At 63.6% G+C, this 25295-nt stretch carries 22 protein-coding genes and 1 tRNA gene; 18 read left to right on the top strand and 5 right to left on the bottom strand.

The features are described from left to right. Positions 1-109 precede the first annotated feature (109 nt). The 13 genes from CSC94_RS07445 to CSC94_RS07385 all read left to right on the top strand — a co-directional run bounded on the left by CSC94_RS07445 (position 110) and on the right by CSC94_RS07385 (position 14232). Positions 110-1219 carry an endonuclease/exonuclease/phosphatase family protein gene (locus CSC94_RS07445; RefSeq protein ID WP_099305498.1) on the top strand — a complete coding sequence of 370 codons (1110 nt, stop codon included), beginning with the start codon at positions 110-112 and terminating at the stop codon, positions 1217-1219. Between the two features lie 2 nt (positions 1220-1221). After that, positions 1222-1953 carry an NUDIX hydrolase gene (locus CSC94_RS07440; RefSeq protein ID WP_099305496.1) on the top strand — a complete coding sequence of 244 codons (732 nt, stop codon included), beginning with the start codon at positions 1222-1224 and terminating at the stop codon, positions 1951-1953. A gap of 68 nt (positions 1954-2021) precedes the next feature. Further along, complete coding sequence (locus CSC94_RS07435) at positions 2022-2936, top strand: PhzF family phenazine biosynthesis protein (RefSeq protein WP_099305494.1); 915 nt, start codon at positions 2022-2024, stop codon at positions 2934-2936. Between the two features lie 87 nt (positions 2937-3023). After that, positions 3024-3099, top strand: a tRNA-Lys gene (locus CSC94_RS07430). Between the two features lie 271 nt (positions 3100-3370). Further along, positions 3371-4081 (top strand): nitroreductase, encoded by a 711-nt coding sequence (locus tag CSC94_RS07425; protein WP_099305492.1) that lies wholly within the window; start codon positions 3371-3373, stop codon positions 4079-4081. 19 nt (positions 4082-4100) lie between these two features. Next, a complete protein-coding gene (locus CSC94_RS07420) occupies positions 4101-6596 on the top strand; it encodes a mechanosensitive ion channel family protein (protein WP_099305490.1) in 2496 nt (831 codons plus the stop codon). Between the two features lie 115 nt (positions 6597-6711). Continuing rightward, the gene (locus tag CSC94_RS07415) at positions 6712-6975 is read left to right on the top strand and encodes a hypothetical protein (RefSeq protein WP_099305488.1); all 264 of its coding nucleotides are present in this window, start codon (positions 6712-6714) and stop codon (positions 6973-6975) included. A 193-nt stretch (positions 6976-7168) separates the two neighbouring features. Beyond that, positions 7169-8605, top strand: coding sequence for a UbiA family prenyltransferase (locus tag CSC94_RS07410; RefSeq protein WP_099305486.1), 1437 nt, complete (start codon positions 7169-7171; stop codon positions 8603-8605). Positions 8606-8610: 5 nt separating this feature from the next. After that, positions 8611-9966 carry an FAD-binding oxidoreductase gene (locus tag CSC94_RS07405; protein ID WP_099305484.1) on the top strand — a complete coding sequence of 452 codons (1356 nt, stop codon included), beginning with the start codon at positions 8611-8613 and terminating at the stop codon, positions 9964-9966. A gap of 103 nt (positions 9967-10069) precedes the next feature. Continuing rightward, positions 10070-10504: a DMT family transporter gene (locus tag CSC94_RS07400; RefSeq protein WP_099305482.1), complete on the top strand. Its 435-nt coding sequence runs from the start codon at positions 10070-10072 to the stop codon at positions 10502-10504. Further along, on the top strand, positions 10504-11514 hold the full coding sequence (locus CSC94_RS07395) for an NAD-dependent epimerase/dehydratase family protein (protein ID WP_099305480.1): 1011 nt from the start codon (positions 10504-10506) through the stop codon (positions 11512-11514). The genes CSC94_RS07400 and CSC94_RS07395 overlap by 1 nt, the downstream gene beginning before the upstream one ends. A gap of 50 nt (positions 11515-11564) precedes the next feature. Beyond that, entirely contained in the window at positions 11565-12998 is a 1434-nt protein-coding gene (locus tag CSC94_RS07390; protein WP_425356512.1) for an aspartate aminotransferase family protein, read from the top strand. Between the two features lie 4 nt (positions 12999-13002). Continuing rightward, positions 13003-14232 carry a hypothetical protein gene (locus CSC94_RS07385; RefSeq protein WP_099305476.1) on the top strand — a complete coding sequence of 410 codons (1230 nt, stop codon included), beginning with the start codon at positions 13003-13005 and terminating at the stop codon, positions 14230-14232. Between the two features lie 12 nt (positions 14233-14244). Here the strand turns inward: CSC94_RS07385 and CSC94_RS07380 are convergent, their stop codons facing one another. Both CSC94_RS07380 and CSC94_RS07375 read right to left on the bottom strand, forming a co-directional pair. Next, positions 14245-15114, bottom strand: coding sequence for a PIG-L family deacetylase (locus CSC94_RS07380; protein WP_099305474.1), 870 nt, complete (start codon positions 15112-15114; stop codon positions 14245-14247). After that, complete coding sequence (locus CSC94_RS07375; RefSeq protein ID WP_099305472.1) at positions 15111-16238, bottom strand: GNAT family N-acetyltransferase; 1128 nt, start codon at positions 16236-16238, stop codon at positions 15111-15113. Before CSC94_RS07375 ends, CSC94_RS07380 begins: the two co-directional genes overlap by 4 nt. A 183-nt stretch (positions 16239-16421) precedes the next feature. Here CSC94_RS07375 and CSC94_RS07370 point away from each other — a divergent pair, with 183 nt between their 5' ends. The 3 genes from CSC94_RS07370 to CSC94_RS07360 all read left to right on the top strand — a co-directional run bounded on the left by CSC94_RS07370 (position 16422) and on the right by CSC94_RS07360 (position 21355). Beyond that, on the top strand, positions 16422-18983 hold the full coding sequence (locus CSC94_RS07370) for a GcvT family protein (RefSeq protein WP_099305470.1): 2562 nt from the start codon (positions 16422-16424) through the stop codon (positions 18981-18983). A 189-nt stretch (positions 18984-19172) separates the two neighbouring features. After that, positions 19173-20450, top strand: coding sequence for a cyclopropane fatty acid synthase (locus CSC94_RS07365; protein WP_099305468.1), 1278 nt, complete (start codon positions 19173-19175; stop codon positions 20448-20450). A 77-nt stretch (positions 20451-20527) separates the two neighbouring features. Then, positions 20528-21355 carry a DUF1194 domain-containing protein gene (locus CSC94_RS07360; RefSeq protein ID WP_099305466.1) on the top strand — a complete coding sequence of 276 codons (828 nt, stop codon included), beginning with the start codon at positions 20528-20530 and terminating at the stop codon, positions 21353-21355. Between the two features lie 80 nt (positions 21356-21435). On the opposite strand, the gene CSC94_RS07355 is transcribed toward CSC94_RS07360, so the two are convergent. Continuing rightward, on the bottom strand, positions 21436-22386 hold the full coding sequence (locus CSC94_RS07355) for a GlxA family transcriptional regulator (RefSeq protein ID WP_099305971.1): 951 nt from the start codon (positions 22384-22386) through the stop codon (positions 21436-21438). 248 nt (positions 22387-22634) lie between these two features. On the opposite strand from CSC94_RS07355, the gene CSC94_RS07350 reads away from it, so the two are divergent. Continuing rightward, positions 22635-23768, top strand: a complete 1134-nt coding sequence (locus tag CSC94_RS07350) for a carboxylate-amine ligase (RefSeq protein WP_099305464.1) — start codon at positions 22635-22637, stop codon at positions 23766-23768. An 81-nt stretch (positions 23769-23849) separates the two neighbouring features. Here CSC94_RS07350 and CSC94_RS24590 read toward each other — a convergent pair whose 3' ends face one another. Continuing rightward, positions 23850-23987, bottom strand: coding sequence for a hypothetical protein (locus CSC94_RS24590; RefSeq protein WP_165784360.1), 138 nt, complete (start codon positions 23985-23987; stop codon positions 23850-23852). Positions 23988-24153: 166 nt separating this feature from the next. Further along, the gene (locus tag CSC94_RS24585) at positions 24154-24297 is read right to left on the bottom strand and encodes a hypothetical protein (RefSeq protein WP_165784359.1); all 144 of its coding nucleotides are present in this window, start codon (positions 24295-24297) and stop codon (positions 24154-24156) included. Between the two features lie 110 nt (positions 24298-24407). On the opposite strand from CSC94_RS24585, the gene CSC94_RS07345 reads away from it, so the two are divergent. Beyond that, positions 24408-25286: a LysR substrate-binding domain-containing protein gene (locus CSC94_RS07345; protein ID WP_099305462.1), complete on the top strand. Its 879-nt coding sequence runs from the start codon at positions 24408-24410 to the stop codon at positions 25284-25286. Positions 25287-25295: the final 9 nt, after the last annotated feature.

The raw sequence follows: 25295 nt of genomic DNA, 5'->3' as shown, positions 1-25295 counted from the left end.
GGCAGGAAGGACCGGAAAGGGCGGCGGCGGGAGAGGGGCCGCGTCGTAACGGTCCTATCCCCGCAAGACGCTCTTGCGGCCACTGGCTTTGCAGGCCAAACTCGCATGCATGTCTCTTCGCGTTGCAACCTTCAATATTGAAAACCTGATGAACCGGTTCGATTTTTCGGGATACCGAAACAATCTGAACCAGGACCGGACCCTGGCGCTCTACAAGATCGAGAACGAGGAGCAGTACCAGCGCCTCGAGGCGGCGCGGACCATTGCCCATACCGACGATACCCGCCAGCTTTCGGCCCTGGCGATCGCCGAAACCCATGCGGACATCGTGGTCCTGCAGGAGGTCGACAATCTCGATGCCCTGCACGCTTTCGAATACGGCTATCTCTTCAAGATGGTCGGGTCCGGATACCGGCACAAATACCTGGCGCCGGGCAATGACGGGCGGGGCATCGACGTCGCGGTGATGATGCGCGACGAAACCCACGACGGCCAGCCGATCGAGTTCCAGGCGATGCAGAGCCATGCCCATGTCACTTTCGGCGAACTGGGCCTGCATACCGAAGTCCTGAAGGACATGGGGATCGATGCGCATGAGCGGATTTTCCGCCGGGACTGCCTTGAGATCGACCTCACGGTCGGTGGCCGGCCGCTGACGATCTTCGCCATCCATTTCAAATCGATGGGGACCAGCCGCGACGGCATTCCCGGGCGCGAGTACACGATGCCGGTCCGCATGGCCGAGGCCAAGGCGGTTCGACGGATCATTTCCGACAAGTTTGACGGCCGGACCGATGGAAAGCGCTGGCTCATTGCCGGAGATTTCAACGATTACAGGGAGCGGATCATCATCGGGGGCGACCGTCGCAAAGGCTATGACTTCACGCCGGTCGGCGAGACGACGAGTTGTCTCGATGTCTTCCTGGAGGACGGTTTCGCCATCGACTCCGGCCAGAGACTGCCTGCGATGGAACGGTGGACGCTGTACCATACCCGCGGCCCCGAAGAGCGGCACCTGTGCCAGCTGGACTATCTGCTGCTTTCGCCCCGGCTCTCGGAGCGCAACGGCAAGCAGGTGCCCGAAATCATCCGGGCCGGCCAGCCGTGGCGGACCGTCTTTCCTCCGGCGCAGGAAATCGAGCGTTTCCCGCGGACCGGGTGGGACAGGCCCAAGGCGTCGGATCACTGCCCGTTCGTCATGACCCTCGACATGGCCTGAAGATGATCGATGCCATTCCCATGCGGCAGATGATCCCGCTCTCCGACGTGGTCATCGAACTGGATGACGGACCGCATCCGTTCGAAGTCCTGCGAGGCGCGGAGATCGAGGAGAACTGGTTGTTCGAGAAGGCGGCCAATCCGCATCTCTTCGATGGCCGGGTGACCCTCGTTTCCTCCGCCGGGCTTTCCGCGCCGGGCATCCTTGCCGCCCGCTGTCACCTGGTGCGCTACGCCACGCTGTTGCACTGGATCCGCCACCCGGAGGAAGGCCTGGCCGATCACGTCTTCGCCCATGCGATCCTGGAATCGGCGGACCGGAAATTCATCGCCATCCGCATGGGACCGCGAACCGTCAATGCCGGGAAATGCTATTTCGCGGCGGGGTCGGTGGATGCGGCGGACATCGTCGACGGGCGCGTGGATATAGACGGGAACATGCGCCGGGAAGTGGCCGAGGAAGTGGGCCTGGACCTGTCGGAAGCCGATGCCGCGGCTGGCTATCGCCTCTGGCGCGACGATGGCTATTCCGTCCTGATGCGGCGGTACCGGTTTGACCGGACCGCCGAGAACCTGTGCCGCGCAATCAACGATCACGTCCGTCAGGACCCCGACCCGGAGATCGTCGGGCCGGTGATCCTCGAACCCGGCGGCACGCTGCCGGACGGTCTGGCCCGCCAGATGATCCCGATCCTGGATTGGCTGGGCCGGGAACCGTCATTCACGCAAGCATGAAACCCGATGCCAAGGCGCGCGCCGCGTGGCATGATGCCCGAACCAGTCCAACATCCGGAGTACCGATCGTGACGTCCAGGCCGTATGCAATCTATGACGTGTTCACCTCTGAAGCACTGGCCGGCAATCCCCTTGCCGTGGTGTTCGACAGCGAGGGGCTGGACACATCGCGCATGCAGGCCATCGCGCGCGAATTCAACCTTTCGGAGACGGTTTTCCTGTTTCCTCCCGAGGGCAAGATGCACAATGCCGCGCTGCGCATCTTCATGCCCACGGGTGAACTGCCGTTCGCCGGGCATCCGACCGTCGGAGCAGCCGTCGCCCTGGCCCAGCAGGACGGGCGCCTCGACCACGGACCGGCACTGCTGGTGCTCGAAGAGAAGGTCGGAGCGGTGCGGACCGCGGTCAAGCGGGACGGGACGGGGACCTTCGCTGAGTTCGACCTGCCACGGCTTCCCGAGCGCCAGCCGTGCCCGGTCACCAAGGCGGACGCTGCCGCGGCGCTCGGACTTGATCCGCAGGAAATCGGTTTTGAAAATCACATGGTCAGCGCGTGGTCGGCAGGCGTTCCCTATGTGTGCATTCCCGTGCGCAACCTGGGCGTGGCGCAACGCGCGCGCCTGAACGACACGGTGTGGCTGGCGGCGCTGGGCAATCCGGAACCGCTCGACGCGCCGAATCCCTATGTCTATTGCCGTGATACGGTCAACCACGACAGCCATTTCCATGTGCGCATGTTTGCCGGTCCGCACGGCATTCCCGAAGATCCGGCGACCGGATCCGCGGCCGCGGCCTTCATCGGTGCCATCGTGCATTTCGACGAACCGTCCATCGGCCGCCACCGGATGATCCTGGAGCAGGGGATCGAGATGGGGCGGCCGTCCTTCATTCACCTGGAGATCGAAGTCGAGCATGCGACGCTGCTTGCGGGGCGGATCGGCGGCTATGCGGTCAAGGTGGCCGAAGGGACGCTTTTCGCCTGACAAGGACCCGTTTCAAAAAACATTCATCGAAGCCGAATTGGGGCTGGACAGCATTGAATCCGCGGGCTATATCGCCCGGCATCGGTCGGGTGATTAGCTCAGTTGGTAGAGCAGCTGACTCTTAATCAGCGGGTCGTAGGTTCGATCCCTACATCACCCACCAATTCCCTTTTCAGATGAATGTGACAAATCCGACAGGCCAGCATGACCGGTGTTTCGTCGCTTGGCTCACCGCCAGCGGACGGCAATTCCTGCACGGCAGGCGCCCTGACAGGTTCCTGTCGCATGGCGCAGCCAGGCAAGCGCGCAACGCCGCCCGCCGCTTCAAGGTGCCGGGCCGCCCGTTCGATTGCGATATGCGTATAATCGTGTGAAAAGACTAGCCTGAGCCCGTCCTGATCGTTCCGGACAGCAGCCGTTGGGGAGCCATGGTAATGAACGCACCGCACCGCCAGAACCTGACGGTTGACGAGACATCGATCGTCGACGAGGCCATTTCGTCGCGGCGTTCCGTGCGCGCCTACTTGCCCGACGCAGTTCCGACCCAGACCATCCGGGACATCCTGGAGATCTCGGCCCGCGCGCCGTCCGGCACCAACATGCAGCCGTGGAAGGTCTATGTGGCGACCGGGAAGACCAAGCAGGCGATTGCCGATGCGATCCTGACCTCGGGTATTCGCGCCGAAAAGGCGGAATGGGACGAGTACAAATACTATCCTGACCAGTTCTTCGAGCCCTACCTATCCCGCCGGCGCGCCGTTGGGTTTGCGCTCTACGGCCTTCTTGGAATCGGCCGGCGCGACGTGGACAAGATGCGTGCGCAGCACGACCGGAATTTCACGTTTTTCGATGCGCCGGTCGGGCTGATCGTGACGATCGACCGCCGCCTGGAACGGGGCTCCTGGATCGATCTCGGCATGTTCCTCGAGAACATCCTGATCGCAGCGCGGGGAAGGGGGCTTCATACCTGCCCGCAGGCGGCCTTTGCCCCGTATCACAAGCAGCTCCGTCCCCTGCTCGACATCCCGGACAACGAAGTGGTCGTTTGCGGCATCGCGCTGGGCTACGAGGATGAAAGCAAGCCGGAAAACCGCCTGCGGTCCGAACGGGCGCCGCTGGACGAATGGACCGTGTTCCGTGACTGACGTGTAGACCGAGACGACCATGCCGCAGCGCCCATTCGTATTTCCGGCCGGCCGTTTTCTGCTCGCGGCGCTCGTCGCGGGTCTGGTGCTCGTCTTCGGGCATCACGGCGCCCTGGCCCAATCGGATGCGAATTCGTTCATTTCCGAGAAGCGGCCCGCGATCGACAAGCTGATCAAGGAGATCGACGGCCTGACAAGCCGGGTCGACAGTGTGCGGGAGAACGACAGCGCCCTGGTCGAACTGCAGCTCAAGGCGGAAGCGGCCGCCCGCGATCTCCTGAACGAATCGGTCGCCTTCCGGCCGCGGCTGACCGAGATCAACACGCGGCTCGAGCAGATCGGCAAGCCACCGGCGGAGGGGCAGCCCGAAGAGCCTGCCGCGGTGACCGAGGAGCGCAACCGGCTGATCGCGGAAAAGGCCAAGATCAACGAACTGCTCGGGCAGGCGGAGAACAGTTCACTGGCTGCCAACCGGCTTGCCGACCAGATCAACACGATCCGCCGTGACCTGTTCACGCAAGCGCTGACGCGTCGCTACGAGATCGATTACAGCCTGTTCGGCGCCACCGTGAAGGACTTCCGGATTGAGCTGGAGCAGCTCTGGCGATCGATCTCGAACTGGATGCGCTTCGTCACGACCTACAAGGCCCCATCGGTCGTCGGAGCAACCTTCTTCGCGCTGCTGTGTGCCGCTGTTCTGCTGATCGGCGGACGGCGCGTGTTTGCGAGCGCCATCTACCCGGACCCGACCGTCGCGGAACCGGGCTACCTGCAGCGTCTCTCAACGGCGTTCTGGTCCACGCTCCTGCCGTCGCTCGCATTCGCCGTCTTTCTTGGTGCGACCTACCTGCTGCTGGATGTTTTCCAGGTTCTGCGGTCCGGCATCGACCGTATCCTGTTCTCCATTTTCGAGATGGCGGGCGTAGTCGTCTTCGTGAACCGGCTGGCGCGTGCCGTGCTCAAGCCTGCCATGCCGGCCTGGCGGCTGGTCACCGTGGAGACCCGCCCGGCACGCGTGCTTTACTGGCTGGCCACCGCGATGGCCTTCATCACCGGCCTCGACTACGTCCTCAACACCATCAACGATGTCATGATGTCGCCGTTGAGCCTGACGGTTGCCAAGGGGATGTTCACGACCGTCCTGCTTGGTCTTCTGATCGTGGCGACCGGTTTCCTCAAGCCGATCGTCGACAGCGAGGGCGTTCCGAAACCATGGCCGAACGCCGTTCGCGTCCTGCTTTTCGGGATAGGCGGGATCACCGTCATCGCGCCATTGCTGGGCTATGTCGGCTTCGCGCAGTTTCTCGGCCAGCAGGTGGTCTTCACCGGCGCGATCCTGGCGACCATGTATCTGGGGTTCAAGGCGGCGCAGGCCATCGCCGAAGAGGGCAGCTTCGCCCATACCATGATCGGGAAGTTCATTGCCGGCGCGGGGCGCGGCGACCCGACCACGCTCGACCAGCTCGGGCTGGTCGCGAGCCTGACGATCAATTTCATGGTCCTCCTGATCGGCATTCCGCTGATCCTGCTGCAATGGGGATTCCAGTACGCCGACATCCGGGCGTGGACCCTGCGCCTGGCAACCGAGGTGACGATCGGCAACGTCTCCTTCTCGCTGGTCGGCATCCTTTCCGGCATCGTCGTCTTCATCTTCGCCTATTTCGCCACGCGCTGGTTCCAGGGCTGGCTAGACGGCAATGTTCTCAGCCGGGGCCGGTTCGATGCCGGCGTCCGCAATTCCATCCGCACCGCGATCGGCTATCTCGGCATCGCGATTGCCGTGCTGATCGGCATCTCGGTGGCGGGGATCGACCTTTCCAACCTGGCGCTCGTCGCCGGTGCGCTGTCGCTGGGTATCGGTTTCGGCCTGCAGAACATCGTGTCGAACTTCGTTTCAGGCCTAATCCTTCTGGCCGAAAGGCCGTTCAAGGTGGGCGACTGGATCGAGGCCGGGTCCTACATGGGGCTCGTCAAGAAGATCTCCGTCCGGGCGACGGAAATCGAAACCTTCCAGCGCCAGACGATCATCCTGCCCAATTCCGACCTGATCAACCAAGCTGTCGGCAACCGCACGCACCGCAATCACCTTGGGCGCGTGGAGATCGCCGTCGGCGTATCCTACAACAGCGATCCCAAGCAGGTCAGCGACATTCTCTTGCGGCTGGCCAACGAGCATCGCCTCGTGCTCCGCCATCCCGAACCGATGGTCTATTTCGCTGCGTTCGGGGCGTCATCGCTCGATTTCGAGCTTCGGGTCTACCTGGCCGACGTGTTCGACTGCCTGATCGTCGAAACGGATCTGCGCATGGCGATCCATGCCGCGTTCAAGGAGGCGGGTATTGAAATTCCGTTCCCGCAACAAGATATCCATATCCGAAGCGGATTGCCGGGCGACAAGGCCAATGTTGCCGAAATCCTGACGCGGAAGGGCACGCAGGACGGAGAGCAAGATGCGGCCGGGGACGATGCCGCCGCGACGCCTGGCGATGCCGAAACAAAGGGAAAGACGCGCTGAAGGCATTTCGATGCGCCCGTTCAGACGCCATTCAGATTGTCACTGTATCCTTTCTCACATGTCATGCGGACAAGCTCCGCGCAGAAATCAGGGACGGTGCAAGCACCGCGCAAATATGAAGAAGATCATCATAGCAACTCTTGCCCTTGTTTCCTTCTCGGGAACAGTCTTCGCGGCAAGTCTTACGAACAAGGACGCTGATCCTAGGACGATTATTGTCACGGAAGGCGGGAGCAAGGGTGAAATATCGGTCAATGCCGGTGAATCGGTGTCGATCTGCCCGAACGGCTGCTTTCTCACCATGCCGAATGGCGACCGTGAAGCCCTGAAGGGCGACGAGACGATCGACATTTCGAATGGCAAGGCGGTGTTCCGCTAAAAGCCCGGATCGCGGCTGCGCTGCGGCGCGGCCGCCGTTCTCCGCGAACGAACGTGGCCGGCACGGCTTAACCGGTCATTGACCACGGGCGGGAAAACCGGTCCCACGAATATTCCTTTGCGGCTTCCATTAGCCGTTTCGCAGCTTATTCCCGCTAAATTTCCTAAAAAAGGAATGTATGCGGGGAAGCGGCATGGACGCGCGGAGCGACGCGAAGACGATTGCCCTGGCCGTCGATCTCGACGGCACACTGATCGCGACGGATCTCCTCTGGGAAGGTCTGTTCCAGCTTGCGCGCCACAATCCGCTGTTCCTCTTCCTGCTGCCCTACTGGCTGTTCAAGGGCGGCAAGGCGTCACTGAAGTGGGAAATCGCCCGGCGAATCTCCCTCGATCCGACCCTCTTGCCCTATCGCGCCGGCATCGTCGACGAGATCAGGGCGGCGAAGGCCGCCGGGCGCCCGGTCATACTGGCAACGGGATCGCCACGCCGGTTTGCCGAGGCCATCTCAGCGCATCTCGGCCTTTTCGACCAGGTTCTGGCCTCTTCGGAGGCGGTCAATCTCACGTCGGCGCGCAAGCGGAATCTCCTCGTCGAGACCTTCGGCGACGGCGGATTCGACTACATGGGAAATTCCCGGGCGGATATCGCGATCTTCGATGCCGCGCGCCAGGCGGTTGTCGTGGCACCCGACCGGGCCGCCGCGCGATGGGCAGGGGAAAACGACGCGCGTCGCGTCAGTGGCGAGACCGTGATGGTGCGCACGGTCGCGAGGATGATGCGCGTTCATCAGTGGGCCAAGAACCTGCTGATCGCCGTTCCCATGATCCTCAGCCACGAGTATTTCAATCCCGCGATGATCCTGGAGTGCGTTCTCGCTTTCGTGGCCTTCTCGGCCACGGCCTCCGCCATCTACATCGCAAACGACTGTTTCGACCTGCCCCTGGACCGCCGCCATGCGACGAAGCGGTTCCGGCCGCTGGCGTCCGGCCAGATCTCCATCGCCTACGGAATGCGGACCATCGCAGTCCTGCTTTCGGTCGCCGTGGTGGCCGCGGCCCCGCTCGACGTGGAGTTCTGGGGCATCCTGGGTGCCTACCTGGTCGCCACGTCGGCCTATTCGGTCTTCCTGAAGCGCATGCTGCTGATCGACGTCCTGACCCTGGCAGGACTCTACACGGTCCGCCTGCTCGCCGGCGCGGCTGCGACCGGCACCACCGTCTCTTTCTGGCTGCTGGCCTTCTCGGTCTTCTTTTTCCTCTCCCTGGCCCTGGTCAAGCGGTTTGTCGAACTGCAGGACGCGGTGCAGGCGGAGGGCGAGACGGTCGCGGGCAGGGGGTACCGGCGGGAGGACTTCGAGGTCATTTCGCAAGCCGGCCTGGGGTCCGCCTTTGCCGCGACGCTGGTTCTCGCGCTCTACATCGACTCCAGCGCCGTGCGTGAACTGTACCGCGCGCCCTGGCTGATCTGGCCGCTGGCCCCGATCGTCCTCTACATCATCCTGCGAATCTGGGTTCTCGCCCGCCGGGGCGAAATGCACGACGACCCGGTGGTTTTCATCATGAACGACTGGCGGAGCCAGCTCATGGCCGCGGCCGGCGTGGCGCTCATCTTCCTGGCGGCACGGTAGGTTCCATGGCGCGGCAGGATTACCAGAGTTTCGGCAATCTGCGGCATGTCCGGCGGCCGGGCATCTCCGCGGATGAAGGGCAGGCTGCCCTTTTGGCCGGTCCCGCAGCCGGGGGGCGGTTCCTGGGCTTCGGCAACGGCCGCTCCTACGGCGACAGCTGTCACAATGATACAGGCACGCTGATTGCCATGCGGGATCACAGTGCCATCCTTTCGTTCGATCCGCAGACCGGCCTTCTTGAGGCTGAAGCGGGAACGACGCTGGCCGAGATCATCGCCCAATGCGCTCCGCACGGCTGGTTTCTACCGGTCACACCGGGCACCCAGCACGTGACGCTGGGCGGTGCCATCGCCAATGATGTCCATGGCAAGAACCATCACAGGCGGGGCAGCTTCGGCGCGCACGTGGTGTCGCTCCGGATCCTGCGCTCGGACCGCGGGATCGTGACCTGTTCGCGTGATGCGCCCGACGGCCTGTTCGCTGCGACGGTCGGCGGCATGGGCCTGACCGGTCTCGTGCTGTCGGCGCAAATCCGGCTGATGAAGGTGGCGTCGCTCGATATCGATGAGACGGTCATCCCGTTTTCCTGCCTTTCCGACTATTTCGACCGGGCCGAAGCGATCGACCGCACCAACGAATATGCGGTGGCCTGGATCGACCAGTTGGCGGCCGGTGCGGCCATGGGGCGCGGGGTCCTGCTCGCCGGCAATCACGCTTCGAATGGGAACCTGGACGGAGCAGTCCGCAAACCGCGTCTTTCGGTTCCGTTCCAGCCTCCGGTGCCGGTCATCGGCAGGCCGTTTCTCTCCGTTTTCAACCACCTTTACCGCGCAGGCCAGGTGCGCAAGGCCGGGCGCGTCCATCTCTCGGGCTGGCGCTCCTTTTTCTACCCGCTGGATGCGGTCGGACACTGGAACCGCGCCTATGGCCCGAAGGGCCTCTACCAGCACCAGAGCGTCATTCCCGAAGAGGCGGCCCGGACTGCCGTGCCCGCCCTGCTGGCCGCGGCGCGCGCGGCGGGGCAGGGGTCGTTCCTGACCGTGCTCAAGCGGTTTGGCACCATGCCGCAGACCGGTCTGCTGTCGTTTGCGCGTCCGGGCTACACGTTGACGCTCGACTTCGCGAACCGGGGGGAAAAGACAAAAGCGCTTCTCGACCTGCTCGACCGGATCACGCTCGACGCCGGAGGTGCCGTCAATCCGTACAAGGATGCCCGGATGAGCCCGGCAACCTTCGCGGCGTCATTCCCGGCATGGGTCGAACTGGAGCGGTGGCGTGATCCGGCGTTCCTGTCGGATTTCTGGCGCCGCACCGCCGGCAGGCTGATGCAGGCGGAGTTCTCCAGGGAGGCCGCCGAATGATCGGCCTGCGCTCACAAAGTGAATCCTTAATTACGCTTAAGTATATGACTTCACGGAAATTTATTCCGTCCCGTGCCAATGTTCCGGCAGCAGGAGACAGGCGATGAAATTCATACCGTTCATTCTGTTCACGGTGATGACGAATGCTGCGGCACAGTTGATGCTGAAGTATGGGATGATGCAGATCGGCGAGATCAGCCTCGCCGGCGTCAATCCGTTGCTGCGCATTCTCCAGATCGTTTTCAGCCCGTGGGTCTTCTTCGGGCTATGCATGTTCGTCGTCTCGATGGCGTCGCACCTGTTCGTGCTGTCCAAGGTCGAGCTGTCATTCGCCTATCCGTTTCTCAGCCTCGCCTATGTCGCGGTCGCCGTCTTTGCCTACTACGTTTTCCGCGAGGACCTGAACGCACTGCGCGTTGCCGGGATCGGTTTCATCTGCATCGGCACGGTGCTGATCGCTCAAAGCGGGCGCGCACCGCACCCGGGCGAGGCGGTGAAACTGCCGCCTTCCCATGTCCAGTCAAACGAGGTGAGCTGATGCGACACATCCTGATCGGTGGCGACGGTTTCGTCGGCCGCCATCTTGCTCCGAAGCTCGTTGCCGAGGGCCACGAGGTCGTCGTTGCAGACATCGTGAAGTCGCCGCTGGCGCATTATGCGCAGGCGCGATACGTCGCCTGCGACGTGACACGGCCGGACGATCTCGCCGCGCTTGGCCTGCGGAGCGACGACATGGTCTACAACCTGTCGGCCAAGATGCTGTCGCCGATCCAGGTGCGTGCAAAGCGCCACGATTTCTTCTTCCCGGTCAACTACCACGGCACGGTCAACCTCATCGAGGCAATGGACCGGGCGGGTGCTTCAAACCTGGTGCATTTCACGACCGACATGATCTACGGGCATACGCTGGCGACGCCGATGACCGAGGACCATCCGGTTGCCCCCCTGGGCGAATACGGCCGGTCGAAATGGGAAACGGAACTGCTGGCGCACGCGTGGCGCGAGCGGGGCATGAACATCACGCTGTTCCGGCCGCGCCTGATCATCGGACCCGGGCGGCTTGGCATCCTGGCGAAGCTGTTCAAGCTGATCGACCTGAACCTGCCGGTGCCGATGATCGGTTCCGGCCGCAACCCGTACCAGTTCATCTCGGTGTTCGACTGTGCCGAGGCGGCGCGGCTTGCGTGGAAGGCAGGGGTGCCGAACGAGGCCTACAATCTCGGTTCGCTCAACCCGCCGCCGGTGCGGGATCTGCTCGGCGACCTGATCCGGCATGCCGGTTCGCGTTCCATCCTGCTGCCGACGCCGGGATGGGCAGTGAAGCGGACGCTCGACCTGCTTGACCTTCTCAACATGCCGCTGATGGATCCGGAGCAATACCTGATCGCGGACGAGGAATGCCTGCTCGATGTCTCGAAGGGCGAACGCGAGCTGGGCTGGGTGCCGCGGTACCGGGACGCCGACATGCTGAATGCAGCCTACAGCGAATACCGGGCCGGACGTTCGGCCGGTGCCGCCGACGCCCGTACCCATGCCCCGGCAGAATGAGGAGCAGGACCGTGACCGTGATGACCCAGCAAGCAGGCTCGAACTCGAAAATGACCGTGGCTGCTCCTGACCTGGCTCCCGTTTCGCTCTCCCGTCCCAGGCTGATGACGGTCGCGGACGCGAAGGCCATGGATGCGCCGGGGATGGCCGAGGCGTTCATGGCGCATATCAACCCGGGACAGATGCATTTCATGAAGCTGCTCGGCTTTCACAAGGTGAAGATCGAGAGTGCCGAGGGGATGTACTACACGGACCAGAACGGCCGGAAAATCCTCGATTTCTTTGGCGGTTTCGGATCGCTCGCGCTGGGGCACAACCATCCACGCATCCTCGCGGCCCGCAAACAGTTCCAGGACGAGAAGCGCCATGAGATCGCGATTGCCTTCATGTCGCAATATGCTGCCGCCCTGGCGAAGAACCTGGCCGAAGTTTCGCCCGGGGATCTCGACATGGTTTTCCTGGGGTCGTCGGGTTCGGAGGCCATGGAGGCGGCGATCAAGCTCGCGGAACGGGCCGCCGGTCCGAAGCGCCCGAAAGTCGTCTACGCGGAAAATTCCTTCCACGGCAAGACGAAGGGTGTGCTCGGCATTACCGACGGCGCGCTTTACCGCGGTGAATTCAGGCTCGTCGGCAACACGGTGCGTGTGCCGTTCGGCGACATCGAGGCGATGGAAAACGCGTTTCGATCCGATCCCGAAATCGGTTCTGTGGTCCTGGAGACCATCCAGGGCGGGGGCGGCATCATCGAGGCGCCGGACGGTTTCTGGCCGAAGCTCCGGGCGCTGTGCGACCGCTACGGCGTCCTCTGGGTGGCGGATGAAGTGCAATGCGGCTATGGCCGGACGGGGCGCTTCTATGCCTTCGATCACTACGGCGTCGTGCCGGACATCACGGCGCTGGCAAAGTCGCTCGGCGGCGGCAAGACCGCCATGGCGGCGATGATCGCCCGGCGCGACCTCTACATGAAGGCCTACGGGTCCCCGAAGACCGCCATGATCCATGCGCAGGCGACCTTTGGCGGCATCGGCGAGGCCTGTGTGACCGCGATCGAGGCGCTGAACGTGCTCTACGATGACGATCTCATCGACAATGCAGCCGTGACGGGCGGCTACCTGATCGACGAGTTGAAACGGCTGCAGGAAAAATACCCGCGCCTTGTCAAGGATGTTCGCGGCAAGGGTTTCATGGTGGGGCTGGAGTTCCATGATTTCAGCCAGACACTTCCGGCCATGCTGCGCCCGGTGGTGTCGGTCCTCGACGAGAAACTCAAGGGATCGCTTTCCGGTTTCATCGGGGCATTGCTGTTGCGCGATCACGATACGCTCGTTGCCTTCACCGAGTACAATCGCAACGTGATCCGGCTCGAACCGCCGCTGATCGCGACGAAAGCCCACGTCGGCGATTTCATCGCGGCACTTGACGAGTTGCTGGGCCGAGGGGTCACCGGCATCGTCAAGGATTTCATCAAGAGCCAGGTGAGCTGACGCGATGGCGATGGAGACCGAACGGCCGATCAGCGGGCAGGGCGGCTTCGACGTGCGGGGCGTGCTCCTGGACCTGATTGCCGGCATCCTGCAAAGGTCGGGGCGTATCTGGGTTTGCCACGGGGCGGCTCTCGGACTGGCCCTGCTGGCCGGCTTCTTCCTCTCCGTCATGGTGATCGGCTGGCTTCGGCCCGTGCATGCCTGGGACATGATCGCCTATCTTGGCGCCGCCTGGGAGGATCGCTATCCCATGCCCGGCGACCTGCACCACGCGGTCTGGGAAGCCGTCAGGCTGGGAACGTCCCCGGAGCGGTTCGCCGTTCTGGCGGAGGGCGATGCATACCGGGTGCGGCAGTTCACCGATCCTCTGGCCTTCCAGTCGCAGCTCGGCATGTACGAGATCAAGTGGCTCTACGTGCAGCTTGTCGCCTGGCTGGTTCCGGTCACAGGCGCCATGCACGCCGGTTACGTGATCAACCTGGCCGCTGCCGCCGGTCTCTTCGCCGTGCTCGCCTGGTGGCTTGCGGCGGTCCGGATGCTCAATCTTGCGCCGCTCGTCGTCGCCTTGCTCATGGTCGCCCGCTTTCCCTCGCTGGCTACCGCGGAAACGCCCGATCTCCTGAACGTGACACTGGTCTGCGCGGCGCTGCTGCTGCTCGACCGCCGCCACGCGGTGGCCGGTGCGCTGGCTGCCGTCCTGGCAGTGGCGGTCCGGCCGGATTCCATCGTGCTGGTGGCGGGCCTGACAGGGGCGTTCTGGCTATGGCGGCAGGCTGGCGCCGGCGCGATGGCACTGGCTCTCCTAGCCTCGCTCGCGGCCTATCTCGGGATCCAGCACGTATCCCATCATCCCGGCTGGTGGCCGCACCTGTGGTTCTCGACCTACCAGATCCAGGAAGACATGCAGGGGTTCCAGCCCGGGTTCTCCATGGCAGTCTACGGGATTGCCTTCGCATGGAACCTCGTCCGGTCGGCCTTCGAGGATTCCTGGCTGGGTCTCTACCTCGGCGGGCTTGCCATGTGGGCGCTGCTGACGTCGGGCGGTCTCGGTTTCAGCCGGATGCGCACGGCTCTGATCGGCGCAGCGCTTGGCGCCATCGCCCTGAAGTTCATCATCTTCCCGCTTCATGACGGGCGGACCTATTTCCCGATGCTGGTGCCGGCCCTTCTGCTCATGCTCGCCGAAACCCGCGACCGCGCGCGCGACCTGATCGCGCAGCGCCGCGCAGGCTGAACGCCCGGACCGTCAAACGCCTGCAGTGGCCTGAGGGCGCCCGATGACACGTCCGAACCACGAGCGCGGCGCCTCGTCCTCAATGGTGAACAGGTTCAGCGGCATCAGGTGGCGGTGCGCCGCGGGAGCAGCGCCCTCTGCCGGAGCTTTCATGAAGCATTCGTCGTCGAACCAGGACCAGTCGTCGGCCCAGGTCCAGCAACCGTGCTTGCGGTAGAGGTCGGCAACCTGGTCCGCATAGGCCTTGTCGGCCGGAAGGCGGATGTAGCCGTCCGGCGCAGACCGGAAATAGCGCGTGGCGAGCGGCAAAGACCGCTCGGTGCAGTAGTTCGACATCCAAAGCTGAAAGCCGATCTCCCGCTGCAGATGCTGCAGGACGCGGAAGACCTGGACGTGGTCCTCGTGGCCATATTCGCCCCAGGGATTGTGGGTGAACAAGTTCATGCCAGGCCGGAGGAGAGGGCGCAGCCGGTCGCGGATCAGGGTGTAATTGGTCTCGTACATCGTGCGAATGCGGCCCGGCGCGACGGGAATGCCTCTCGGCACGAGGCGGTTGACCGCCCGTTTGACCTGCCGCTTGACATCGCGCAGCGCCGCGCGCTGGCGAAATGCCAGGCCGAACCTGTCCGGCGTGGGGCGGACCCAGTCGGCGCAGCCGTAGCTGCCCGGCTCATCGATGCCGAGACAATGCACATCGGGATGGGGAAATTCCGCCAGCACGCGCTTGCGCGCGGCGCCCAGTCCGGGATGGGCCCAGAAATCGCAGAAGACGATCACGACCTTATCCGCCTGCCTGAGGATCGAGTTGAACCACAACAGTTCATCGTCGGGATGGGCGCCGATGATGATGGAGTTCTCAAGAAAATCCGGACGGGTCGTCACGCATGGCCCCCCTGCATGGCAGCAGCCAGGCGCCGGCGCGCCTGCTGGTGCAGCGGCTGCAGAAGGAGCGCCAGCCGCCCCTGGACGGTGCGTGCCGCTTCCATCGCGTGGATCGGGATGGCACGTGTGCCGAAATCGGCCTTGAACGGCTCGTCGCCAATCGTGAAATCGAACACATGGCCTCCCGACCGTCCCTGTTGCTCGATGATGCCGTCGTAGATCAGGAGGCCCGGCGAGTGCCGGCCGTGCTTCTCGTAGTCGCATCCGATCAGCAGGTACAGGAACCGTCCGCCGTGGTTCACGCCAAAGACAAGCCCGATGGTTTCGCTCCCGACCTCGAGCCGGTAGACCGACGCAAAGCCGTTTTCCACGCCGGCCTCGGCGATCTCCGCGTAGAACCTGCGGACGGCGGGTATGGCGATCATGTCGCCCTCGAAACGGCCCTGCCGCAGTTCCGCCAGGCGCCCGATCGCCTCGCATGCCTCCGCCGCGTTCCCGATGGTGACCAGGCGGGCGCCAGGCTGGCGGAAGAACCGGTTCTTCCGCCGTTTCAGGTATTTCGCGAAGCTTTCGGTGTAAGCCCGCCCGGACCAGATCTCATGGTCGCTGCCGAGGCCGGTCTCGTGGGACGAGAAGTCCAGGCGCCTCGCCGGGGCGGAAAAGAACAGCCGCCAATCCGGGCAATGGTCCTCCCGGATGTTGCGGATGCGCAGGATGTCATGATGGCCCGAGGCCTGTGCCACGCGTGCCGCCAGATCGCCGGTCTCCCCGAGGGTGCCGCGATCGGATTCGCGAATGACGGGCGCGCAGTAGTCGCAGACGCCGAGGTCGGCGGCTTCCAGCAAGGTGGTGCCCCACATCCGGCGGCGGATCATCGGCAGGTAGAAACTCGGGCGTCCGTCCAGCATGCCGGCGACGAGTACCGGCGTGGCTTCCCGTGCCGGCGCGAGCGTGCCGTAGAAATGCGAAAGCCAGAGCGGGTGCTGGAACGCTGTCGCCCGGGATTCACCGAACACGTCGGCATAGCCCGCGCCCGCAACGTCGGTTGCCGGAGCGATCGCGATTTCGAGCCGGCCGGCCCGGATCGCAGGTGCTGGACTGCCATGTGCGAGTGTCGAGAGCATGCATTCAAACTAACATTTTAGCGGTATCAAAAAAGTTTCGACTGGGAAGGCGGTTAACCGGAATGGTTTACGGCGTGCGCAAAGTCGCCAGAGGTTTTTTGCGTGTCGCAAACAGGATTTGGGACGGGCCGGTCGATCTCTATGCTCTGCCGAAACCATCATTGCGAATGCGGAGCAGCGGGCATGGCCAAGTTTCCAGAAAAAGCGCAAGTCGTCATCATCGGCCTGGGCGGGATCGTGGGGGCATCCGTCGCTCACCACCTGATCGAGCGGGGCTGGACGGACATCGTCGGCATCGACATGTCTTCCGTGCCCACCGATGTCGGCTCGACGAGCCATGCGTCGGATTTCTGCTACACGACCTCGCACGACCTGTTCTCCACCTGGACGACGCTCTACTCCATCGATTTCTACGAGAAGATGGGGCACTACGCCCGCGTCGGCGGGCTCGAGGTGGCGCGGGTCGGCGATGACGAGCGCATGGCCGAACTCAAGCGCAAGGTTGCGTCGGGCAAGGCCTTCGGCACACGGGTGTCGATGATCAGCGCCGCCGAGACCAAGGAAAAGTTTCCCCTGATCGAGGAAAGCATGGTCCAGGGGTCGATGTGGGATCCCGATGCCGGGCTTGTCATTCCGCGTTCGCAGACCGTGGTCGGCAAGCTCGTCGATGCGGCCGAAGCGAGCGGCAAGCTCAATGTTCTTGCCAACACGCCCTGCACCGGGCTCGTTATCGAGGACGGGCGGATCAAGGGCGTGCAGACGGCACGCGGCACGATCATGGCCGATCACGTTGTCGTCTGCGCCGGCCTCTGGGGCCGCCTGATTGCCGCCATGGCCGGTGAAGACCTGCCGGTGATGCCGATCGACCACCCGCTGACCTTCTTCGGCCCGTACAACGAGTTTGCCGGGACCGGCAAGGACATTGGCTGGCCGCTTCTTCGCGACCAGGGCAACTCGGCCTACATGCGCGATACCGGCGATCCGAAGACGCCGGAGGGCGGCCAGATCGAATGGGGCTACTATGAAGAGAAGGAGCCGCGTCTCGTTCATCCGCGCGACATCCTTCAGAAACACGAGGCGCGGCTTTCGCCGTCGCAGCGCGACCTCGACATGGAACAGATCCTCGAGCCGCTGGAGCGAGCGATCGAGCTGACCCCGATCCTCGGCGAGCTGGGCTACAACGAAGGCCATTCGTTCAACGGCCTGCTGCAGGTCACCACGGATGGCGGCGCCTCGTTCGGCGAAAGCCAGACGGTGCGCGGCCTGTGGTACGCCGTGGCGGTGTGGGTGAAGGACGGACCGGCCTACGGCAAGCTGATCGCCGACATGATGACGGATGGCCACACCGACATCGACATCCACGGTGCGGACTTCGCCCGCTTCTATCCGCACCAGATGGAGGAGCAGTTCATCCATGACCGCTGCTCCGAAACGGCGATGAAGGTCTACAATCCGGCGGTTCACCCGCGGGAGCCGTTCAGCAAAGGCCGCAACATCCGCCGGTCGCCGTTCTGGGAACGGGAAAAGGAGCTTGGCGCGCATTTCATGGAACTGGGCGGCTGGGAGCGTGCGCACGGTTACGCGGCCAACAACCATCTGCTTGAAAAGTACGCGGACCGGGTTCCCGTGCGCGAAAACGAGTGGGACAACCGCCATTTCTGGCGCGTCTCCAATGCCGAGCACCTGGCGATGAGCGACGATTGCGGCATGGTCAACCTGTCGCATTTCGCAGTCTACGACGTGTCCGGGCCCGATCACGAAGCCTTCATGGAATATGTCTGCGTGGCCAAGGTCGGCGGCAATACGCCGGTCGGGCGCGGCATCTACACGCACTTCCTCGACGAGCGCGGCGGCGTGCGGGCAGACCTGACCGTCATCCGCATGGAAGACCGCTATCGCGTCATCGACGGCGCGGACGCCGGTCCGCGCGACTTTGCCTATCTGAAACGCCTGGCGCAGGACAAGGGCTTCGACGTGACCGTCGAGGATCGGACCACGGATTACGGGTGCATCGGCGTCTGGGGGCCGAACGCGCGCGTCAACCTGCAGAAAGTCGTCGATGACCCCGACGCGCTGGAGGTTGCCAACTTTCCCTTTGCGACGATCAAGCAGATCAGGATCGGCGGTGTGCCCGTGACGGCCTTCCGGATTTCCTATGTCGGTGAGCAGGGATGGGAACTGCACTTCCGGTTCGAGGACGGGCTGGCTGTCTGGGATGCGCTCCGGTCCATCGATATCATGCCCTTCGGCGTGGAGACCTATGCCAACTCGCGGCGCATGGAGAAGAGCCTCCGTCTGCAGAACGCGGACCTTTTGACCGACTACAACCTGATCGAGGGTGGACTGGCCCGACCGAAGGTGAAACCGGCCGACTTCGTTGGCAAGGAGGCTTACCTGAAGATCCGGGAGCGGGAGCATCAGCCGGCGACCCTGTGCACGCTTGTCATGGACGAGAATGTGGATTCCCACGGTGTCGCCCGCTACCCGGTCGGGACCTGCCCGATCATGGACCCCGATACGAAAGACGTGCTGGTCGACAGTGCCGGCCGGCGCTCCTACACGACCTCGATCGCGTTCGGACCCTCGATCGGCAAGAATATCGCCCTCGGTTATCTTCCGCATGCCTATGCAGAGAAGGGGCGGCAACTGCTGATCGAGTATTTCGGCGAGACCTACCCCGTGACCGTGCAGGGCGTTGGCTACGAGCCGCTCTACGATCCGGAGAATGCCAAGCCCAAGACCTGACGTATCCGCACCATGCGCAGGCCGGCCGCCGGCCGGCTTGCCTTCGCCGCAGACTTGACGCCCGAAACCGATGCGTTAACTTTTTCGATACGGTGAGCAGGAAGCATGGTGCGGCACCGGAACATTTCTGCTTGCCAGCGTTATTGTGAAGAGGGGGCCTCAACGTCCGACCCTGTTTCGGAGGTGGGCATGGAACATCTGATCACAGGCGCGCTGTCGCGCTACATCCGTAAAGGCAATCTCCGGGTCACTTTCCCATCCGGCAAGACACGTGTGTTCGGAGACGGCTCCGGACTTCCGGTCGCGGTGATCGTTCGCAAGCGCTCGGTCCTGCGCCGGATGATGTCGGAGCCCTCGCTCGGCTTTGCCGAGGGTTTCATGGACGGCGATGCGGACATGCTGGAGGGCGACCTGCTCGACCTGCTCCAGATGGCCTTCTCGAACGGCGACTATGTCCACATGTCAGGATCGACATCGCGCCTGCGGGCCGGTCTCGATTACGTCATGCGGCGCCTTTTCCAGATCAACACCGCCAAGCAGTCGGTCAAGAACGTTCATCATCACTACGACCTGTCGGGTGAACTGTACCGCCTGTTCCTCGATCCGGACCTGCAGTATTCCTGCGCCTATTTCGAGCATCCGGGGCAGGGGCTTGCGGATGCCCAGCTTGCCAAGAAGCGTCACATCGCCGCCAAGCTCTGCATTGAACCGGGACAATCCGTGCTGGAAGTCGGCAGCGGCTGGGGCGGCCTGGCCCTCTACCTGGCGAAGCACCTCAACTGCGACGTCCTCGGTGTCACGCTTTCGACCGAGCAATTGAGCGTTTCACGTCAGCGGGCGGAGGACGAGGGCATGGACGACCATGTCCGCTTCGAGATGCAGGACTACCGCGACGTGGCACGCCAGTTCGACCGGATCGTCTCGGTCGGCATGTTCGAGCATGTCGGGGTGAACCACTACCGGACCTATTTCGAAAAGATTGCCCAGTTGCTGAAGAATGACGGCGTTGCGCTCGTTCACACGATCGGGCGCTCCGGGCCGCCGACCGTCACCGACAGTTTCATCCGCAAGTACATCTTCCCCGGGGGGTACATCCCGGCCTTGTCGGAAGTCGCGCCGATCCTCGAAAAAACCGGTCTCGTGCTGACTGACCTGGAGGTGCTGCGCCTGCACTATGCGGAAACGCTGAAGGCCTGGCGCGCCAATTTCCTGGCGTCACGGGACAGGATCAAGGACATGTACGACGAGCGGTTCTGCCGGATGTGGGATTTTTACCTGGCTGCGTCGGAGGCTGCCTTCCGCTGGGGCGACCTGTGTGTCTTCCAATTCCAGCTGGCGCTCGACAAGACAGCTGTTCCCCTGACCCGCGATTACATTCCCGGCGCCGAGGACGCCTTGCGCGCCCGCGACAGCCAGAGCCGCAGACGGCTCTCACGGCAGAAGGGCATCGTGACCGCTGACCGGTGATCACGGGAAAAGGCGCGGCGCCGCTGTCAATGCAATTTCCCATGGTCAATATCGCGAATCCGGCGCATCATTCCTGAATGAAGACGCTGTTGCGGTTCGCCTTCCTTCTCTTCGGTGCTGCTGCCACTCAGGGCAGCAGTCCGGCGGCTGCCAGCGAGCAGGTGGTCGACGTGGAACTCGTCCTGGCCGTCGATGTGTCTCTTTCGATGATGCCGTTCGAACTTGAGATCCAGCGCAAGGGTTATGCAGCGGCCATTACGGACCCGTCCGTCGTCGGTGCCATTCGCCAGGGGCTGCATGGGCGCATCGCCGTCACTTACATCGAGTGGGCCGGGGATTACACCCAGCGCCAGGTCGTGCCGTGGACCATGATCGAGACGGCAGAGGATGCGCGCGCGTTCGCTTCGACCCTGACTGCCAATGCCGGCGGTGGAATGCGGAGAACCTCGATTTCCGGCGCCATCGCCTATTCCGCCGGGCTTTTCGACGACAACGGATTTCGCGGCCTCAAACGTGTCATCGACATTTCCGGCGACGGGCCCAACAACCAGGGCCGGCCGGTGACCGAAGCACGTGACGACGCGGTCGACCGCGGTATCATCATCAACGGCCTTCCGCTGATGACACTCGATTCCTCTCCCTACGGTTCGTTCGATATTCCCGACCTGGACCGTTACTACACGCGGTGCGTCATCGGCGGACCGGGGGCTTTCATGGTGCCCGTCGATGGCTGGGAGCAGTTTCCCGAGGCGATCCGACGCAAGCTGGTGCTCGAACTGGCCGGCGTGCAGCGCAGCCCGGTGATCCGGGTTGCCGGCCCTGCGCTGGAGGATACAGAACCCTATGATTGCCTGATCGGCGAGAGGATCTGGCAGAGGCGGTTCCAGCTCTACCAGGAAAATTGAGGTTCATGCCAAGAGCGGCATGAGCGGCACAGGCCGGTGATGCCTCCGGGGCCGTTACGGCGGTTTGCATGCAGGACCGGTCAGGAGGCGGACTTGGTCGTCTGGCGGCTCTTGCGTTCGGCACGTTCCTGCTGGGGCGACCGGCCGTGGACCTCGCGGTAGCACTTGGAGAAGTGGGATGCCGATACGAAGCCGCAGGCGACCGCCACCTCGACGACCGGCATGTTGGATTGCAGGAGGAGATGGCGCGCCCTGTCGAGGCGGATTTCCAGATAGTAGCGGGCCGGTGAGCGGCCCATCTCAAGCCGGAAAAGGCGCTCGATCTGGCGGCGCGAAAGCCCTGCGTGGTCCGCGATCTCGACGAGGGACAGCGGCTCGGAAAGATGCGCTTCCATCAGTTCGATGATCGACAGGACCTTCGCATTCTGGACGCCAAGGCGCGCCCGCAGCGGCAGGCGCTGGCGATCCGTCGATGCGCGGACACGGTCGGTGAGCAGCTGTTCGCAGACCGAATTGACGAGACCCTCGGAGAAATCCTGCCGGATGAGATCGAGCATCATGTCGAGGGATGCGGTTCCGCCCGCGCAGGTGCAGATGTTGCCGTCGACCTCGAAGAGATCGGCGTGCACGTCCACCTTCGGGAAGGCTTCGGAAAAGCCGGGCAGGTTCTCCCAGTGGATGGCGGCGCGACGGCCGGACAGAAGGCCGGCGGAGGCGAGGATATGAGCGCCGGTGCACATGCCGCCGATGGTCACGTTTCGGTTGAATTCCTCGCGAAGCCAGGCGTTGACCGGTTTCGTGACATGGGTTTCCACGTTCAGGCCGGAGCAGACGAAGATCATCGACGGCCGTCCTTCGCCGGTCATCAGGCGGCGTTCCTGCTCGAGGCTGGTCTGCACGGCACATTCGACGCGGTTGGAGGCGGCAACGGGATGTCCGTCGATCGATGACAGGCGCCAGGTGTAGGCTTCCTCGCCGAGGATCCGGTTTGCCAGCCGCAGCGGTTCGATCGCTGTCGTGAAGGCGATCATGGAGAATTCCGGAACGAGAAAAAAGACGATTGTCCGTTTGGTCGTTTTGCCCACTCGGCCTGCTCCCCCGTGAGTCGACGTTCCTGCTGCCGCAACCTGGCGAAGCAGGCGAAAGTTGGAGTCCACCTGATCTTTCGGGCATGGTCAAGGCTGGTTTGGCGGTGCGATTGTCCTGAGTCAAGCGGCGATCCGGAACAATCTGCAAAACTGCGGAACTCGATATTGTTCATTAGCCGGAGGGGGTTGCGATGGCGGATGCAGGCGGGGATTTCACCATAGGAATCGAGGAGGAATACCTCCTCGTCGACGGCGAGACGCTGGACCTGGCAGCGGCGCCCGATGCCCTGATGCTGGACTGTGCGAGAGAACTGGATACGCAGGTCTCGCCGGAATTCCTGCAATGCCAGATCGAGGTGGGGACGCGCGTCTGCGGGACCGTCGCGGAGGCACGGGCCGACCTGGCCCACCTGCGACGCACCATTGCCGATGTGGCCGCCCGCTACGGTCTCAGGCCGCTGGCCGTCTCCTGCCATCCCTTTGCCGACTGGCACAAGCAGCACTTCACGGACAAGGAGCGCTACCGCGGGCTGGAGCGGGACCTGGCGGGCGTAGTGCGGCGCATGCTCATCTGCGGCATGCATGTCCATGTCGGCATCGACGACGACGAGGCGCGCATCGACCTGATGGGACAGTTCAGCTATTTCCTGCCGCACCTGCTGGCGCTGTCCTGTTCCTCGCCGTTCTGGAAGGGAGACGATACGGGGCTGTCGTCCTACAGGCTGTCGGTCTTCGACAACCTGCCAAGAACGGGCATGCCGCCCGATTTCGCCTCGTACTCGGAATTCCAGCGGTCGGTCGGCATCCTCACCGGGTGCGGCATCATCGAGGACGCGACGAAGATCTGGTGGGATGTCCGCCCGTCGTCGCGGTTTCCGACGCTGGAGTCGCGCATCTGCGATGTCAGCCCGCGCCTGGACGATGCCATTGCCATCGCGGCCATGGCGCGTTGCCTGATCCGCAAACTCACCCGGCTTCGGCGCCGCAACCAGCGCTGGCGGATCTACGACCGGTTCCTTGTCGGCGAAAACCGGTGGCGGGCCCAGCGCTACGGCACATCCGAAGGGCTGATCGACTTCGGCCGGCGCGAGATCGTGCCGTTCGCGGACCTGCTGGAGGAGATGATCGAACTGACGGCCGAGGACGCGGCGCATTTCGGCTGCGAGGCGGAAGTCGCCCACTTGAGGACGATGCTCGATTCCGGTTCCTCGTCCGATCGCCAGCGTGCCGTTTTCGCGCAGGCCATCGACGCCGGGGCTGACCGGCAGGAGGCATTGTGCCAGGTCGTGGCATCTCTCGCCGACGAGTTCGGGCAGGGGCTCTGAGGGTCCTTCCCAATGACTGCCGGATCCGAAAACGCCGCCCGGAAAGGGCGGCGTTTCAATATCCCGGCGTGCCTTTCAACATCAACGGATGTTCCGCAGGCGATGCGGGTAGCCGACATCGTTCTGCAGGTGGGCGGGCAGCCTTTCCAGGATTTCGCGGGTCCGCTTGTGGGCGCGGTAGGATTCGTAGCGCTTCAGCGCCGTGCGAAAGTCAAACATCGTTCATCTCCGTCATCTTGTGCCGGACCATTACCTGGCGCTCGTTTTGCCGCAGGTCCGGATTATTGGCGTTGCCAGTAGGCCGATTTCGCGGCCCGGGGAGCATTTGCCGCGACGCCGGAGCGTCCCGTTGCGACGTCGCGCTGGTGGTGCCTGCGGCAGGGCGTCACAGGCCCGTGGCGTGACGGCTTCTTTCCGGCAGATAGCCGAAATCCTTCCTGATCTCGGCAGGCAGGCCTTCGAGAAGGCGGCTTTCGCGGTACTGGCGATAACGCCGGACAAGCTGCGACAGGGTGCTGGTGCGGGGCATCCGAATTCTCCATCGGTTCGTTTTCGATGATCCAAGAATGGTGCTTGACTTCGATTCAATCAAACGAAAAGATATCGTCACTTCATTCAGAAAAATTGAAAGATAGACCCATGAGACCGCATGCCCTTCTTCTCGACACGGATATCCTGCGGACCTTCGTTGCCATCTCCGAGACGGGGAGCTTCTCGCAGGCCGCGGACCAGGTCCTTCGTACGCCCTCGGCCGTTTCCATGCAGATCCGGAAGCTGGAGGATCTGCTTGGCAAGCCGCTGTTCGTGCGCGACAGCCGTTCGGTCTACCTGACCGCCGACGGCGAGATGCTGCTCGCCTATGCGCGGCGGATCCTTGCGCTCAATTCCGAAGCGGTGGCCAAGTTCGTCGCGCCGGAAGTGGCAGGCGAGGTGCGCCTGGGCGCACCGGACGATGTGTCGGAACGCTATCTGCCCGACATGCTGCGCCGGTTCGCGCAAAGCCATCCCGGCGTGACGGTCAACGTGATGGTGGAAAACACGAACCACCTGATCGAGCGGATGGGCAAGGGGGAACTGGATCTCGCCATGGTCACCTGCGGGGTCTACACCGCGGACAAGCGTGTTGAACTCCTGATGGAGGAACCGCTGGTCTGGGCCTGCCTCAAGGGCGGCTGCGCGGCATCGAGGGAACCTGTCCCGGTTTCGGTGTGGGAAGACGGCTGTTCCTGGCGCGGTGCAGCGCTGAGCGGGCTGGAGAAGATGGGCCGCGACTACCGGATTGCCTTCCAGACGGCCTATATTTCGGGCCAGCGTGCGGCCATCCTGGCCGATCTGGCGGTGGCGCCGATGCCGGCGTCATCGATCTCCGACCCGATCGTGGCAGCGCGCCCGGGCGACAACCTGCCGCCGCTGGGAACCTACCAGCTTGGCCTCATGGTGCGCGACGATGCCAATTCCGCCGTCGCGGCTGCCGCGGATCACCTGCGCGCCTGTTTCGCGATGAAGGCGGCGGCATGACGGCGCCCG

The organism is Zhengella mangrovi, assembly GCF_002727065.1.
Lineage (GTDB): Bacteria > Pseudomonadota > Alphaproteobacteria > Rhizobiales > Rhizobiaceae > Zhengella > Zhengella mangrovi.
The sequence above is the reverse complement of the archived record's forward strand: the minus strand, read 5'-3'. Positions and strand labels throughout refer to the sequence as shown.

Bases quoted from the DNA above. Each gene is read 5' to 3' on its own strand.
- CSC94_RS07445 (WP_099305498.1), top strand. From the start codon at position 110: ATGTCTCTTCGCGTTGCAACCTTCAATATTGAAAACCTGATGAACCGG.
- CSC94_RS07440 (WP_099305496.1), top strand. From the start codon at position 1,222: ATGATCGATGCCATTCCCATGCGGCAGATGATCCCGCTCTCCGACGTG.
- CSC94_RS07425 (WP_099305492.1), top strand. From the start codon at position 3,371: ATGAACGCACCGCACCGCCAGAACCTGACGGTTGACGAGACATCGATC.
- CSC94_RS07420 (WP_099305490.1), top strand. From the start codon at position 4,101: ATGCCGCAGCGCCCATTCGTATTTCCGGCCGGCCGTTTTCTGCTCGCG.
- CSC94_RS07415 (WP_099305488.1), top strand. From the start codon at position 6,712: ATGAAGAAGATCATCATAGCAACTCTTGCCCTTGTTTCCTTCTCGGGA.
- CSC94_RS07410 (WP_099305486.1), top strand. From the start codon at position 7,169: ATGGACGCGCGGAGCGACGCGAAGACGATTGCCCTGGCCGTCGATCTC.
- CSC94_RS07405 (WP_099305484.1), top strand. From the start codon at position 8,611: ATGGCGCGGCAGGATTACCAGAGTTTCGGCAATCTGCGGCATGTCCGG.
- CSC94_RS07400 (WP_099305482.1), top strand. From the start codon at position 10,070: ATGAAATTCATACCGTTCATTCTGTTCACGGTGATGACGAATGCTGCG.
- CSC94_RS07395 (WP_099305480.1), top strand. From the start codon at position 10,504: ATGCGACACATCCTGATCGGTGGCGACGGTTTCGTCGGCCGCCATCTT.
- CSC94_RS07390 (WP_425356512.1), top strand. From the start codon at position 11,565: ATGACCGTGGCTGCTCCTGACCTGGCTCCCGTTTCGCTCTCCCGTCCC.
- CSC94_RS07385 (WP_099305476.1), top strand. From the start codon at position 13,003: ATGGCGATGGAGACCGAACGGCCGATCAGCGGGCAGGGCGGCTTCGAC.
- CSC94_RS07375 (WP_099305472.1), bottom strand. From the start codon at position 16,238: ATGCTCTCGACACTCGCACATGGCAGTCCAGCACCTGCGATCCGGGCC.
- CSC94_RS07370 (WP_099305470.1), top strand. From the start codon at position 16,422: ATGGCCAAGTTTCCAGAAAAAGCGCAAGTCGTCATCATCGGCCTGGGC.
- CSC94_RS07365 (WP_099305468.1), top strand. From the start codon at position 19,173: ATGGAACATCTGATCACAGGCGCGCTGTCGCGCTACATCCGTAAAGGC.
- CSC94_RS07360 (WP_099305466.1), top strand. From the start codon at position 20,528: ATGAAGACGCTGTTGCGGTTCGCCTTCCTTCTCTTCGGTGCTGCTGCC.
- CSC94_RS07355 (WP_099305971.1), bottom strand. From the start codon at position 22,386: ATGATCGCCTTCACGACAGCGATCGAACCGCTGCGGCTGGCAAACCGG.
- CSC94_RS07350 (WP_099305464.1), top strand. From the start codon at position 22,635: ATGGCGGATGCAGGCGGGGATTTCACCATAGGAATCGAGGAGGAATAC.
- CSC94_RS24590 (WP_165784360.1), bottom strand. From the start codon at position 23,987: ATGTTTGACTTTCGCACGGCGCTGAAGCGCTACGAATCCTACCGCGCC.
- CSC94_RS24585 (WP_165784359.1), bottom strand. From the start codon at position 24,297: ATGCCCCGCACCAGCACCCTGTCGCAGCTTGTCCGGCGTTATCGCCAG.
- CSC94_RS07345 (WP_099305462.1), top strand. From the start codon at position 24,408: ATGAGACCGCATGCCCTTCTTCTCGACACGGATATCCTGCGGACCTTC.